The following is a 13,734-nucleotide window of genomic DNA, read 5'->3' on the forward strand; positions in this document are numbered from 1 at the left end:
CCGCCAGTCTAAACCAATCGCCGTTCGCCGGTTGGCACATCGGCGGGCGGAATGAGAAAAAGTTTCCCCACAGACATCACAATCGCCGCCAAACGGTAATGCCGTTCAGTCAAGCCTGTTTTCCTATAGCAGTCGCCCCAGCGAACGCTGGGGCCCAGCGTCGTGAAGACGGTCGATACGACGCAGGGTCCTGACTTTCGTCAGGACGACAGTCATAGAAGAGGAAGCTTAACTGGACGACATTACCGCCAAACGGGACTTGTTTGTTTGCCTCCTCTCCGCCAAAACCCTCGCGACTGCTAAAATGACCCTCTTTTCTTCCTTACCCACCCACAAGCACTGCCAATGAGCACTTCATCGCCACGCCAACTTTTCGTTACCACCGCCCTGCCCTACGCCAACGGCGCGTTCCACATCGGCCACATCATGGAATACATCCAGGCCGACATCTGGGTCCGGTTCCAACGAATGCAGGGCCATGAAGTCCATTTCGTCGGCGCCGACGACGCCCACGGCGCGCCGATCATGATCGCGGCCGAAAAAGCCGGCGTGACGCCGCAGCAGTTCGTCGCCAACATCGCGGCCGGGCGCAAGCAATACCTGGACGGCTTCCACATCGCCTTCGACAACTGGAGTTCGACCGACAGTCCTGAGAACCATCAACTGTCGCAGGACATCTATCGCGCGCTGCGCGACGACGCCAAGCTGATCACGACCAAGACCATCGACCAGTTCTTCGATCCGGTCAAGAACATGTTCCTGCCGGACCGCTACATCAAGGGCGAATGTCCCAAGTGCGGCACCAAGGACCAGTACGGCGACTCCTGCGAGAACTGCAGCGCCGTGTATGCGCCGACCGACCTGAAAAATCCGTACTCGACGCTGTCGGGAGCGACACCGGTCATGAAGTCCTCGGAACACTTCTTCTTCAAGCTGTCCGACCCGAAGTGCGTGGCCTTCCTGCGCGAATGGGCGCTCGACAACAATCGCCTGCAGCCGGAAGTGGCCAACAAGTGCCGTGAATGGCTGGATGGAGAAAGCGGCCTGGGCGACTGGGACATCAGCCGCGACGCGCCCTATTTCGGCATCGAAATCCCGGACGCACCGGGCAAGTACTTCTACGTCTGGCTGGACGCGCCGATCGGCTACCTGGCGTCGCTGAAGAATTATTTTCAAAAAACCGGCCGCGACTTCGACGCCTTCATGGCCGACGACAAGACCGAGCAGTACCACTTCATCGGCAAGGACATCACCTATTTCCACACGCTGTTCTGGCCCGCCATGCTCAAGTTCGCCGGCCGCAAGGTGCCGACTAACGTGTTCGCGCACGGCTTCATCACCGTCAGCGGCGAAAAGATGTCCAAGTCGCGCGGCACCGGCATCTCGCCGCTGCGCTACCTCGACATCGGCATGAACCCGGAATGGCTGCGCTATTACATCGCCGCCAAGCTCAACGCCAAGGTCGAAGACGTCGACTTCAACCCGGACGATTTCGTCGCGCGCGTCAATGCCGACCTGATCGGCAAATACGTCAACATCGCCAGCCGCGCAGCAGGCTTCATCGCCAAGCGTTTCGATGGCAAACTGTCGACCGCGTGGGCCACCGCCGACGACGCCTTCCTGGCGAAGCTGCGCGGTATCGCGCCGGAAATCCAGGCGCTCTATGAACAGCGCGAATACGGCAAAGCCCTGCGCGCCGTAATGGAGCAAGCCGACGTTGTCAACGCCTACGTCGACGCCAACAAGCCGTGGGAACTGGCCAAGGACACCGGCAAGGACGCGCAGTTGCATGAAGTCTGCAGCCGCCTGCTGGAAGCCTTCCGCATCCTGACCGTGTACCTGAAACCGGTGCTGCCGCAACTGGCGGCACAAGTCGAAGGCTTTCTCAACATCGCGCCGTTCACCTGGGCAGATGTGCAGACCGCGCTGCCCGACGGCCACACGATCAATGCCTACGCCCATCTGATGCAGCGCGTGGATCCGAAGATGCTCGACGCACTGTTCGACGCGCCCGAGCCGGCTGCCGCCCCCGCGGAAACCGCCGACGCCGGCATCGAAGAACTGGCGCCCGAAATCAGCATCGACGATTTCGCCAAGATCGACCTGCGCATCGCCAAGATCGTCAATTGCGAAGCCGTCGAAGGCTCGACCAAACTGCTGCGCCTGACGCTGGACGCGGGCGAAGGCAAGACCCGCAACGTGTTCTCCGGCATCGCTTCGGCCTACAAGCCGGAAGACCTGATCGGCAAGCTGACTGTGATGGTCGCCAACCTGGCGCCGCGCAAGATGAAATTCGGTATTTCCGAAGGCATGGTGCTGGCGGCTTCGGCCAAGGATGAAAAGGCCAAGCCGGGCATCTATGTGCTCAATCCGTCGCCGGGCGCCGAGCCGGGCATGCGCGTTCGTTGATATCTTCCAGTCCCGACTTGCCATGGCAGACATCGAATTGCTGATCCGCGAAGCCACCGTCGACGACGCGGAACTGATCGCCGAACTGACACGCAGCAGTTGGGCCAACAAAGTTGCGCCCAGTTCAAGCGGCCATCGCGAAGAACCCAAGCGCGTGGCGGAAGATTTGCAGCGCGGCGGCGGCTTTGTGCTGCTGCGCGGCGACGTGCCGGCCGGATCGGTGCGCTGGCTACCGCTCGACACCGAACTCGACGTCTGGGAAATCCTGCGCATGGGCATCTTGCCGATCTATCGCGGCGAACGCCTGTCGCAGCACCTCATGGAAGCCCTGATCCACCGTGCGCTGGCGGCTGACATCGGGGAACTACGGCTGGCGGTGCGCACCGACCAGGCGCAATTGGTCGACGTCTATGCCGCATTCGGTTTCGAGATCGCGCCGGAACTCGAATATGCCCGCGCCAATCCGCTGGAACCCGCCCCCATCGTCATGCGCCGCTGGCTGCGCACCTGATTTCGCCTCCGCCAAAGCCGCTGTACGCCCTGCAATACCGGCGTACAGCGGCTTTTTCATGCTCTCCTGTTATCACCAGCTCATCACAACCCTAATAAGCTGTTGCTTTGCGACATCGCGTCATTGCTTGATTTGTCGAATAAATTCGATTATTGTACAAACGTTCAAAACAACTGATCATTTGTTCAAACCCTGAAAATGGCTACCGGAGATCGTCAGGAAGTTGCCTATTCCGCCGTGCGCGTCGCGCGTCTGTACTATTTTCAGAACATGACGACGGCCGCCATCGCGGAAGAAATGGGCACATCGCGCGCCACCGTCTCGCGCCTGCTGTCGTATGCGATGGAAAACGGACTGGTGGAAATCCGCGTCCATGATCCGCAGGAGCTGTCCGGCAATCTCGAAGCCGCGATCACCAGGCACTACCCGCTGCGTTCGATTCAGGTGGTGCCGGTGCCGGCCGCCGCCGGCGAACGCGAAAGCCTGCAACGCGTGGCCGCACACACCGCCGCCTATCTGAATACGCTGGTGCAACCCGCCACCATCATCGGACTGGCCTGGGGCAACACCGTTGCCGCCATCGCCGACAACCTGAGTACAAAGACCGTGCATGACGTCGACGTGGTCCAGCTCAACGGCTCGGGCGCCGGCGCCGATATCGTCAACACCTTCGGCGAATCGCTGGTGTCGCGCTTCGCGCAAAATTATGGCGGCAAGGCGCACAGCTTCCCCGTGCCGGCGTTCTTCGATTATGCCGACACCCGCACCGCGCTCTGGCGCGAACGCAGCATCAAGGCCATCCGCAGCTTGCAGGCCGACGCCTCGATCCTGCTGTTCAGTATCGGTGCGGCCGAAACCGGCAGTCATATCCACACCGGCGGCTACCTCGACCAGCAAGACCGGCAAGACATCCGCGACGACGGTGTGATCGGCGACATCGCCACCGTCTTCTTCCGTGCCGATGGCAGTTGGCGCAACGTGGCGTTGAATGCGCGCAGCAGCGGCCCCGATCTGGACCGGTTCCGGCATGCCGCGCATTCGATCTGCGTGGTGTCGGGCAAAGGCAAGATTCCCGGCCTGCGCGCGGCGCTGCTGGGTGGCTTCATCAACGAACTGGTGATCGACGAACCGAGCGCCAGACTGCTGGTGCAGGAACTGGAAAAGAACGATGCGCCTGCGCGCGCGGAAGCGACAACCGATTCAATCGACAACGAGTAAAGCAATGAGCACCGCGACCCATCCTGAAATTTACGATCTGCTGATCATCGGCGGCGGCATCAACGGCGCCGGCGTGGCGCGCGACGCGGCCGGACGCGGCCTCAAAGTGGCCTTGTGCGAACAGAACGACTTCGCCGGCGCCACCTCGTCGGCCAGCACCAAACTGATCCACGGCGGCCTGCGTTATCTTGAATACTACGAATTCCGCCTGGTCGCCGAAGCGCTGGCCGAACGCGAACACCTGCTCAACATCGCGCCGCATATCGCCTGGCCGCTGCGCTTTGTCATGCCGCACGTCAAAGGTCTGCGCCCGCGCTGGATGATCCGCCTCGGCTTGTGGCTGTACGACCATATCGGCGGCCGCATCACCCTGCCGCATTCGCAAGGCATCGCGCTCGACCGCATGGGCGCGCCCAGCGGCTTGCGCGCCGACATTACGCGCGGCTTCGCCTATTCCGACGCCTGGGTCGACGATGCCCGGCTGGTGATCCTGAACCTGCTGAGCGCACAGGAACACGGCGCCGACATCCACGCCCGCACCCGCCTGCTCAACGCCAGACGCAGCGACGGCACATGGCAATGCGAACTGGAAAACACCGTCACCGGCGCGCGCCGCAACGTCTCGGCGCGCGCGCTCGTCAACGCCGCCGGCCCGTGGGTGGCGAAGATGGACCAGATGCTCAACCCGGCCGACCAGGGCGGCAAGCACGCCGCCGTCAAGCTGGTGCGCGGCAGCCACATCATCGTGCCGCGCCTGTTCGCCGGCGAGCATGCCTACATCCTGCAAAACGACGACAAGCGCATCGTCTTCATGATTCCTTACGAGGACAAGTTCACATTGATCGGCACCACCGACGTGCCGCAGGAAAGCATGGACAACGGCGCCAGCATCAGCGTGGAGGAAGAAGCCTACCTGTTGCGCGCCGTGAACAACTACCTCGCCCGGCCGATCGACCATGCCGATATCGTCTGGCGCTACGCCGGCGTGCGTCCGCTGTTCGACGATGAAGCCGACAATCCTTCGGCCGTCACGCGCGACTACACGCTGGTCCTGCAAGATGCGGACAACATTCCGTGCGTATCGATCTACGGCGGCAAGATCACCACCTATCGCCGCCTGGCCGAATCGGTGCTGGAAAAACTGGCGCCGTGGACCAAGACGCGCCGCGGTCCCTGGAGCAAGGAAGAATCCCTGCCCGGCGGCAAGTTCAAGCGCGCCGACCGTGCTCAGGAACTGGACTATCTGAAAAAGAAATACGCCCGGCTCGACGCGCATTTCCTCACGCGCCTGTTCGGCCGCCACGGCCGCCTCGCCCACGTGATCCTGAAGGAAGCGCAAACGCCGGCCGAACTGGGCCGCGACTTCGGCGGCGGACTGGTGCAGCGCGAAGTTGAATACCTGATCATGCACGAATGGGCTTCCCAACCGGAAGACATCCTGTGGCGCCGCACCAAGTGCGGCTTGCACATGAGCGAACAGCAGCGCGCCGAATTCACCGCATGGTTCCATGCCCGCAACGCTGCAAAACTGAAGACAGAGTTCAAGGCAGAACTGGAATGAAACCGCTGAAAGAGCTGCCGCGCGGGCAAGCAGAGACCGTCTTTACCGATATCGACGATACGCTCACCACCGCCGGCAAGCTCAGCGCACAAGCTTACGAAGCGCTGGAATCCTTGCAACGCAGCGGCCTGCGCGTCATCCCGGTCACCGGACGTCCGGCCGGCTGGTGCGACCATATCGCCCGCATGTGGCCGGTTGACGGCATCATCGGCGAAAACGGCGCGCTCTACATGTGGCATGACGCAGCCACTGGCAAACTGCGCACGCGCCACCTGTTCAATGAAGAGATGCGGCGCAATAACGTCGCGCGCCTTGCCGCCGTCCGGGAAAAAATCCTGCGCGAGGTGCCCGGCTGCGCTCTCGCCTCGGATCAATTCTGCCGCCAATATGACTTGGCCATCGATTTCTGCGAAGATGTGCCTCTTCTGGAACTTGATGTAATCGATTACATTGTGAGGATCATGGAAAATGCAGGCATGTCCGCTAAAATCAGCTCGATTCACGTCAACGGCTGGTTCGGCGACTACGACAAACTCAGCATGGCGCGCCTGATGATGCAGGAGCGTTACGGCGTCGACATCGACGATGCCGACGCGCGCGGCCGTTGTGTATTTGTCGGCGACTCGCCCAACGACGCGCCGATGTTCGCTTACTTTCCGTTGTCGGTAGGTGTAGCCAACGTGCTCGACTTCACCGGCCGTCTGCCGCATCCGCCGCGTTTCATCACGCAGCAGTCGTGCGGCGCCGGCTTCGCCGAGCTGACCCGACATCTGCTGGCGCCATGACCACTTTACTCAACCTGCTCTCCGCGCTGGCCCTGCTGGTATGGGGTACGCATATCGTGCGCACCGACGTGCTGCGCGTGTATGGCGCGCAATTGCGCCGTATCCTGAGCACCAGCATCAAGCGCCGCGGCCTGGCCTTCCTGGCCGGCGTCGGCGTGACCAGCCTGGTCCAGAGCAGCAACGCCACCGCCGTGATCGTCTGCTCGTTCGTCGCGCAAGGCCTGGTCGGGCTGACGCCGGCGCTGACCATCATGCTCGGCGCCGATGTCGGCACGGCGCTGATGACGGGCGTACTGAGCTTCGACTTGTCGTGGATTTCGCCGCTGCTGATCTTTGGCGGCGTGGTGGTCTACCTGTCGCGCCGCCACACCTCGGTCGGTCGGCTTGCGCGCGCCGCGATCGGCCTCGGCCTGATCCTGCTGGCGCTGCAAATGATTACCGCCGCCACCCAGCCGATGATGCAGGGCGCGGGCATCAAGGTGCTGTTTTCCACGCTGACCGGCGACGTCATCCTCGATGCGCTGATCGGCGCGGTGTTCGCGATGCTGACCTATTCCAGCCTGGCTGCCGTGCTGCTGGCCGCGACGCTGGCGACGTCCGGCATCATTTCGCTGAAGGTGGCGCTGTGCCTGGTGATCGGCGCCAATCTCGGCAGCGGCATCCTGGCGTTGCTGACGGCGGCCAGCCAGAACGTCGCGGGCCGTCGCGTGGCGCTCGGCAGCATGCTGTTCCGCCTGTCCGGCGCGATCGTGGTGCTGCCTTTCATCAATTACCTGGAGCTGTGGATCGCCCTGCTGACCAGGGACCTGCGCTTCGGCGTGGTGGCCTTCCATGTGCTGTACAACACCGTGCGCTGCGGTTTGCTGCTGCCGCTGGTGGAGCCGATGTCGCGCCTGTGCACGCGCCTGCTGCCGGAATCGGACAAAGACGACGATGCCGCCATCGCCGCCCGCCACCTCGATCCGGCCGCCATCGACACGCCGTCGCTGGCGCTGGCCAACGCGTCGCGCGAAGTGCTGCGCATCGGCGACCTGATCGAAAAAATGCTGCTCGGCCTGTTGCCGGTGATCCGCGACAACGACCAGTTGCGCGCCCAGCAGATCCGCAAGCTCGACGACGACGTCGACAAGCTGTACACCGCGCTGAAGATGTACCTGGCGCGCGTCTCGCGCGAAGAACTCAACGAAAAGGAAGTGCGCCGCTGGACCGATATCGTCACGCTGACCATCAACCTGGAACAGGCCGGCGACATCATCGAGCGTATCGTCAAAGGCGTCGAAAGCAAGAAGATCGCGCCGCAGCGCAGCTTCTCCGACGCTGGCATGACCGAGGTCTGCGAAATGCATGCGCGCCTGGTGGCCAGCCTGCAACTCGGCCTGTCGGTATTCCTCGACGGCGACCTCAAGAGCGCGCAGAAACTGCTGGCGGAGAAGGAAGCCTTCCGCGATCTCGAGCGCGCCTATTCCAAGACCCACCTGACGCGCCTGGCCGGCGAAACCCGGCAAAGCATCGAGACCAGCTCGCTGCATCTGGATCTGATCAGCGACATGCGCCGCATGCATTCGCTATTCTGCTCGACCGCCTATTCGGTGCTTGACGACGCCGGCATGCTGCGCCGGAGTCGCATGGACACCGGTGAAGATCCGGTCGTACAACAGGAGCGCCAAGAGTTCGGCGACTATTCGCACCCGCCTTGATCCGTTTCCAAATCATCTCATCAATATGTAGTCAGCTTGTCCAAAAACTGGTTTTCAATATTCCGTCTCATCCAGAACCCCGCACCGACGACAAGCAGTGTAAATACCACCGTGCCGACTGCCATCCAGGAGAGGATCTCCTGGTCCATCTTGCCATCGAGCGACAATCCGCAAGCGAAGGCCGCCAACATGAAGGAGATTCCATACATCGCATAGACAAATTCGCTGTGCACATCTGGATACTGCACCTGCTGCCCTGATTCCAGCGTGGAAGTCACTATGTTCCATGCCATTCGATTATTGTCACGCACGGAGGCGACCAATTGCGCCCCCTGCCCATGCCTGACCATCTGCGCCGCCAATGCCAGCGACAACCAGCCATTGGCAGGACCGGGCTTGCCAATGGCCTCATCGATATCATGCAGCGTCGCCGCCGGCAAACTCTCTTGCGCGGTTGCCTTGACGGCATGGCGCGCCGTCTTGTCGAGACGACTGAACCAAACGTGGCGCAATTTTTGCGCGGTCGCCTGTTTGGCGCGCAACAAAATCCCCAACGCCTCGCTCATGTCTTCCGAGGTTGTATCGATCGTGCGTAACAGCCGCGTGCGTTGCGTCAGCTTGAGACGACTTGCCGTTTCCGGTGAAATCAGGATCAGCCCGGTTCCCAGCTCTGAATACGCCGCGACGTCCTGTTCCGGGTCCAACAACTGATACGCGAGCACCAGACGACTGTCCGTGGAGGTGCCAGCGTCCGAGCATAACAAAGACGGACCATCAGCCTCATACCGCACTATCTTGGCTGCCTGAGGCAAATTCAACGTCTTCCAGACACGTTGAACAACCTGTACATCGTCTTGATGGCCGCCCTCGATACAAATCGTCAGCGACGTGACTTGCTGTACGCGACGGATCGCCGGCGCCAGTGGCGATAGTAGCTGCGCCAATAGGGCCGCCAATCGGTCGCCCGCCATCCCGTCCTCGGGGGACGGGAGCGATAAAACCTTGCCTGGATTGGATGGCGGACTCCCTTCCAGTCCCAGCAACCGTTCCGCCAAATCCGGCTCGGGCGTCACTACGACGCTATCCAACACCACGACATGCACACGCGCCCAGTCCTGCCAAGTCTCGCGCGATACCGCACACAAGAAGTTCCAGTGAAGAACCAGGCCCTCCTGGACAAACAAATTAAACAACATAAAGGCGCTGATGGAGATCGCGATCAACATCGGTATGACGCCAAAACCTACCCAGAAAGCGCCATCGACCGGCTTGCCCTGCGGCCAGGTCGCCAGGCGCAACACCGCGCCACAAATGCCGCACAGAAAAAACACAAATAAAAATAACCAGACAGACAGCCCCTTCGGCTCTTCCTCCAGAGGGATCTCCGGCGTATGCCACGAATAGCTCATGCTGCCATCCCGCTTTCTCCGCTGGCGTGAACCACACAGCCGCAAGCGCACCGGCACCCATGCACGACCAGCAGACGGCCGTTTTCGGAAAAGCCCTCGATGCCTTCGACGATTTTGTTGTTGCCATGCTCCGGGCAAGACACATCATCATTCACCAACGCAGCGCGACGGCCATGCAAGATGAAACTCGACGACGCCGAAATGACTTTACCGCCGCGATTGGTGGGGTCGCCGAGGCAGACGATTTTTTTAGACATGAATTTTGACTCCAAGTGAGGTGATAAAAAGTAGTCGCGCAGCGGTGGTTGGCGCCGTTCTGTAATGGACCGCCTCCCCAGTACCGGAGAGGATGTGCCGCTTCAGCAGGCGAATGCGAAGCAATCATTTTTCTTTGGGCAGGTTGCTCGGACGGATGCTGGCGTCGCAGGTGAAGCGGTCTTGCCCGGAAGGGGTGTGTAGAGAAGGCAACGGTTTTTTGGAAGTCGGGAAACCATCACCCTTCACTCCTTCTGGGTAAGGTTTATCAAGATCGATATCGGGGACGAGCGGATATTTTGTTACATACGTTGCCCCATTGATCTGACTTCTTTTCTCGGCAACATAAAACCCATCCTGGGCGACAAGGATGAAATAGTTTTCAGAGGCTTTTTCTGGATTAGGATGATTCATATAGACCATGCCCTTGAAGGTATGACCACCATCGGTGGAATAAATTAAGGAGGCATTACAGCCACGGCTACCGCAACCACCTTGTGGAGCGGAAGCAATGACTACGTTCTTTTCTGTCGGATCATCAATCACAAGGCGACCACGATAGAGTTCAATACCTCCGCTTCCTAATTTGGTATGGATATTTTCCTTTGTGTTGTTGAAATACGTATCACCAAAGCAGTGATCATAATTTTCCAGTGAAATAAACCGATGATCGTCAATCCGGTAAATGACTTGTGGCGGCACGTCATAGTGGACAGGTGGTACCAGCTTGTTGTACCGCTCGCGTAGCATGCCTTCATTAGAGCAGCCGACCACACCGATAGTCAGCAACACGCAGCCGAGGATAGTGGTGATGTTCATTTTGGTTTCCTTCAGTTTTTTCTTTATCGTTATTTTCATTACGCACCCCCATAGGTCTTGTAATTCTTAATGCGTTCTTCGTCGGCCTTTCGAATCTGGTCGCTCACGGTCTCGCGATCAATCTCCGGCGGCATCGCCGGCACCGTTAGATTGCCGGTATCAAAGTAGGAATCCGTAAAATTGGTCCAATCGGCCATGTAGATGAGCTTGGCCCATTTCTCTTGCGTATAGCTGCCGCAGAAGCCCAGCGGGCTCCATAGCTGTTGCAGGTTGTTGGCGCCGTTCTGTAATGGACCGCCTCCCCAGTACCGGAGAGGGTGTGCCGGTTCAGCAGGCGAATGCGAGGCAATCATTTTGCTATGGGCAGGTTGCTCGGACGGATGCTGGCGTCGCAGGTGAAGCGGTCTTGCCCGGAGGGGGTACGTAACGGGGGGAGCGGTTTGTTTGAGAGATATTCAATGTGATATCCCTTTGGAAGTCCCGCGACAGTATCGTATTCAATTCCTGGTGCTAGCGGATATTTAGTGACATCGTTATCAAACTTCCCCTTCGCATACTCGGAAGTCTTCACCACATAAAACCCATCCTGGGCGACAAGGATGGAATAGTTTTCGGAGGCTTTCGTTGGATAAGGACTTTGCATGTATTTCTTGCTTTTGAAGGTGCGACCACCATCGCTAGAGTAAGCAAGATAAACATTGCAGCCCTTGTCGCCGCAGGTTTCAGCAGGTGCATCAGGAATGACAATATTCATTCCGGTTGGATCGTCGATACTCAACCGCCCCTTATATCTACTCAGATTTCCGCGCCAGAGTTTGGTGCGCAACTTCGCCTTCGTATCTACGTAGTAGTTATCTCCATAACACTTGTCATAATTTTCCAGCGAAATGTAGCGATGATCGTCAATCCGGTAGACCACTTGGGCGGGCACATCGTAATCGGGTGGTGGTGCCGAACCGTTATATTGATTGCGCGAATTGATGTCGTTATTCACGCACCCCGCCATACTGGCAGTCAGCAGGGCCACACCGATGATCTTGATTATGTCCATTGTCATTTCTTTCATGTTTGCCTTGGCTGTTGTTTTCATTACGCGCCGCCATAGGTCTTGTAATTCTTAATGCGTTCTTCGTCGGCCTTTCGAATCTGGTCGCTCACGGTCTCGCGATCAATCTCCGGCGGCATCGCCGGCACCGTTAGATTGCCGGTATCAAAGTAGGAATCCGTAAAGTTGGTCCAATCGGCCATGTAGATGAGCTTGGCCCATTTCTCTTGCGTGTAGCTGCCGCAGAAGCCCACCGGAAGATCGTAGGCGACTACGCGTTTGATGAACTCAACGTGCATGGACAACGTGCTGTGGTTAGCAGGCATGGGATAGTAATTAGTAATGCGTTGCTGTAGTTCTTCTTGCGTTTCTGGTTCGCGGACTTCTCCGCTTGCACTATAGATATCCTTATGACTGACGATTTTTTTGTCTTGATAAAAGGAGGACAGATAAGGAAAATCCGGTTCTTTAAATTTACCGTCAAGACCCATCGCGCCCCACGCATTCGCTGTGCGTACAGACTCGTCAAAATACACTTCCATTTCTTCCATGATGCTCTTGCCGTTGACTATTCTGGTGACTTCTTTTATTCGAGGTGCACTCATCTCCTCTGCCGTCAACGGCTTTGGCACCCTCTCCGCATTGACAGAAGCCATCTGCTCCAGCGGCGGCACTGCCCACAGGTTTTTGGTGAGCAGCACCTTGCGGTTGCCGTTCCAGAAATTGGTCGGGTGCACGCCCGGTTCCGGATCGGGAATCAGCGGCAGCTTGCCGAACGGCGTCAAGGCCGGCTCATCCCCGCAGGGCGTGCCGCGCGCGAGCATGCGTTGCTTGACCACGTCCTGCATGCCGATCAGCACGCCGCCCGGGATGCCTTGCCAGCCGATGCTCTGTAAGGGTTCCGCTCCCATGACGCGGTCGTGCGGGTTGAAGTAGTTATAGAGACGGCCGTGGTTGTCGCGCTCGGAGGTGCCGCAGGGGTGCACGATGTTGGGGCGCCAGTAGTGCATTTGACCGCATTTGGTGGCGCCGATGCGCACGTTGTCGAGCCGCTTCTGGTCGTTCAACAATTGCTGGTTGGGCCGCAGCTTGTCGACTACCGCTTGCAAGGTGCGCAGGCGCGCGCCGTCGGTGGGCCGCTCATGGCCGCAGGTCAGGGCGTCGGTGAACTTGTCGGTCAGGGCGTAGGGGGAGTTCATCAGCATGACGGCGTCCGGCGGACGCTTCTTGCACAAGAGCGTGGCGGCCATCGCGAGCATGGTGCCCTGGCTGTGCGAGACGATGGTGAGGCTGTTCAAGGATTGCTCGCGGATGGTGTCGATCAGCTTGGCCAGCCGGCCGGCGGCGTGGGCGAAGTACTGGCGCGGGGGTGCGTCGTTTAACTCGCGCTCGACTTCGGTGTTGAACTGTTGCATGTCGAAACCCAGCACTTCGCGCGAGAAGCCCAGCGGACTCCATAGCTGTTGCAGGTTGTTGGTGCCGTTCTGGAATGGACCGCCTCCCCAGTACCAGGGGTCTTCGGCATTCTTGTCGTCGCCGTGTTTGGCGCAGTCCAACTGGTCAGGGTTCTTGAGCGGGATGCGCCACTTGCCTTTCTGTCCGTCCTGGGCGCGATAGCCCCAATAGAAGCGGATGACGGGGGAACGGCCGTCGTTGTCGAGCTTCAAAGTACGACGAATGGGTTGATCGTCTTTATTACGAGTTACATATTTATTTGGTTTGAGATCGTCTCGATTCAAACGCTCATTTAACCCTTCACATAACGCTTGTTCCGCCACGTCATACCACTCTCCCTCGGAGTTGACGCCATGCACGAAGATCACCACGCCGGGCAGGTTGATCGGCAGGTCGACGCGCGCATAGACGTGATAGTCCTCGGGCGTTTCGTAGGATTTCCACGACAGGATGCCATTGGCATCGATATGCCGCTCGACCGGGTGCATCATGTCGGGATGTTCGTAGACGGGCTTGTCAGGTTCGCCCGCCAAGGGTTTGATATTGATGGGATAGTTTACGATCGGCATA

At 59.2% G+C, this 13,734-nt stretch carries 12 protein-coding genes; 6 read left to right on the top strand and 6 right to left on the bottom strand.

From position 1 onward, the window contains the following. Positions 1-345 precede the first annotated feature (345 nt). The 6 genes from metG (at position 346) to RV1423_RS00030 (ending at position 8,181) form a co-directional block, all read left to right on the top strand. Complete coding sequence (metG, locus tag RV1423_RS00005) at positions 346-2,409, top strand: methionine--tRNA ligase (RefSeq protein ID WP_034291818.1); 2,064 nt, start codon at positions 346-348, stop codon at positions 2,407-2,409. A gap of 31 nt (positions 2,410-2,440) precedes the next feature. Next, positions 2,441-2,920 carry a GNAT family N-acetyltransferase gene (locus RV1423_RS00010; RefSeq protein WP_034292438.1) on the top strand — a complete coding sequence of 160 codons (480 nt, stop codon included), beginning with the start codon at positions 2,441-2,443 and terminating at the stop codon, positions 2,918-2,920. Between the two features lie 198 nt (positions 2,921-3,118). Then, positions 3,119-4,138: a sugar-binding transcriptional regulator gene (locus RV1423_RS00015; RefSeq protein ID WP_034291820.1), complete on the top strand. Its 1,020-nt coding sequence runs from the start codon at positions 3,119-3,121 to the stop codon at positions 4,136-4,138. Between the two features lie 4 nt (positions 4,139-4,142). After that, on the top strand, positions 4,143-5,699 hold the full coding sequence (gene glpD, locus RV1423_RS00020) for a glycerol-3-phosphate dehydrogenase (RefSeq protein WP_034291822.1): 1,557 nt from the start codon (positions 4,143-4,145) through the stop codon (positions 5,697-5,699). Then, the gene (locus RV1423_RS00025) at positions 5,696-6,484 is read left to right on the top strand and encodes an HAD-IIB family hydrolase (protein ID WP_034291824.1); all 789 of its coding nucleotides are present in this window, start codon (positions 5,696-5,698) and stop codon (positions 6,482-6,484) included. Before glpD ends, RV1423_RS00025 begins: the two co-directional genes overlap by 4 nt. Then, complete coding sequence (locus RV1423_RS00030; RefSeq protein WP_034291826.1) at positions 6,481-8,181, top strand: Na/Pi cotransporter family protein; 1,701 nt, start codon at positions 6,481-6,483, stop codon at positions 8,179-8,181. Before RV1423_RS00025 ends, RV1423_RS00030 begins: the two co-directional genes overlap by 4 nt. A 20-nt stretch (positions 8,182-8,201) precedes the next feature. Here RV1423_RS00030 and RV1423_RS00035 read toward each other — a convergent pair whose 3' ends face one another. From RV1423_RS00035 to RV1423_RS00060, 6 genes are all read right to left on the bottom strand, one after another. After that, positions 8,202-9,590 carry a hypothetical protein gene (locus RV1423_RS00035; RefSeq protein ID WP_034291828.1) on the bottom strand — a complete coding sequence of 463 codons (1,389 nt, stop codon included), beginning with the start codon at positions 9,588-9,590 and terminating at the stop codon, positions 8,202-8,204. Then, a complete protein-coding gene (locus RV1423_RS28835; RefSeq protein ID WP_081768621.1) occupies positions 9,587-9,847 on the bottom strand; it encodes a PAAR domain-containing protein in 261 nt (86 codons plus the stop codon). The genes RV1423_RS00035 and RV1423_RS28835 overlap by 4 nt, the downstream gene beginning before the upstream one ends. A 124-nt stretch (positions 9,848-9,971) precedes the next feature. Continuing rightward, positions 9,972-10,664, bottom strand: a complete 693-nt coding sequence (locus tag RV1423_RS28415; protein ID WP_155834988.1) for a hypothetical protein — start codon at positions 10,662-10,664, stop codon at positions 9,972-9,974. Between the two features lie 38 nt (positions 10,665-10,702). After that, a complete protein-coding gene (locus tag RV1423_RS00050; protein ID WP_034291832.1) occupies positions 10,703-11,017 on the bottom strand; it encodes a hypothetical protein in 315 nt (104 codons plus the stop codon). Then, positions 11,014-11,754 carry a hypothetical protein gene (locus tag RV1423_RS00055; RefSeq protein WP_034291834.1) on the bottom strand — a complete coding sequence of 247 codons (741 nt, stop codon included), beginning with the start codon at positions 11,752-11,754 and terminating at the stop codon, positions 11,014-11,016. Before RV1423_RS00055 ends, RV1423_RS00050 begins: the two co-directional genes overlap by 4 nt. After that, a complete protein-coding gene (locus tag RV1423_RS00060) occupies positions 11,754-13,733 on the bottom strand; it encodes a hypothetical protein (protein ID WP_051516370.1) in 1,980 nt (659 codons plus the stop codon). The genes RV1423_RS00055 and RV1423_RS00060 overlap by 1 nt, the downstream gene beginning before the upstream one ends. Between the last annotated feature and the right edge of the window lies 1 nt (position 13,734).

It is taken from the genome of Herbaspirillum sp. RV1423, assembly GCF_000577615.1.
Taxonomy (GTDB): domain Bacteria; phylum Pseudomonadota; class Gammaproteobacteria; order Burkholderiales; family Burkholderiaceae_D; genus Herbaspirillum.

Coding starts and splice junctions, on each gene's coding strand:
- metG (WP_034291818.1), top strand. CDS start 346: ATGAGCACTTCATCGCCACGCCAACTTTTCGTTACCACCGCCCTGCCC.
- RV1423_RS00015 (WP_034291820.1), top strand. CDS start 3,119: ATGGCTACCGGAGATCGTCAGGAAGTTGCCTATTCCGCCGTGCGCGTC.
- glpD (WP_034291822.1), top strand. CDS start 4,143: ATGAGCACCGCGACCCATCCTGAAATTTACGATCTGCTGATCATCGGC.
- RV1423_RS00025 (WP_034291824.1), top strand. CDS start 5,696: ATGAAACCGCTGAAAGAGCTGCCGCGCGGGCAAGCAGAGACCGTCTTT.
- RV1423_RS00030 (WP_034291826.1), top strand. CDS start 6,481: ATGACCACTTTACTCAACCTGCTCTCCGCGCTGGCCCTGCTGGTATGG.
- RV1423_RS00035 (WP_034291828.1), bottom strand. CDS start 9,590: ATGAGCTATTCGTGGCATACGCCGGAGATCCCTCTGGAGGAAGAGCCG.
- RV1423_RS28835 (WP_081768621.1), bottom strand. CDS start 9,847: ATGTCTAAAAAAATCGTCTGCCTCGGCGACCCCACCAATCGCGGCGGT.
- RV1423_RS28415 (WP_155834988.1), bottom strand. CDS start 10,664: ATGAACATCACCACTATCCTCGGCTGCGTGTTGCTGACTATCGGTGTG.
- RV1423_RS00050 (WP_034291832.1), bottom strand. CDS start 11,017: ATGATTGCCTCGCATTCGCCTGCTGAACCGGCACACCCTCTCCGGTAC.
- RV1423_RS00055 (WP_034291834.1), bottom strand. CDS start 11,754: ATGAAAACAACAGCCAAGGCAAACATGAAAGAAATGACAATGGACATA.
- RV1423_RS00060 (WP_051516370.1), bottom strand. CDS start 13,733: ATGCCGATCGTAAACTATCCCATCAATATCAAACCCTTGGCGGGCGAA.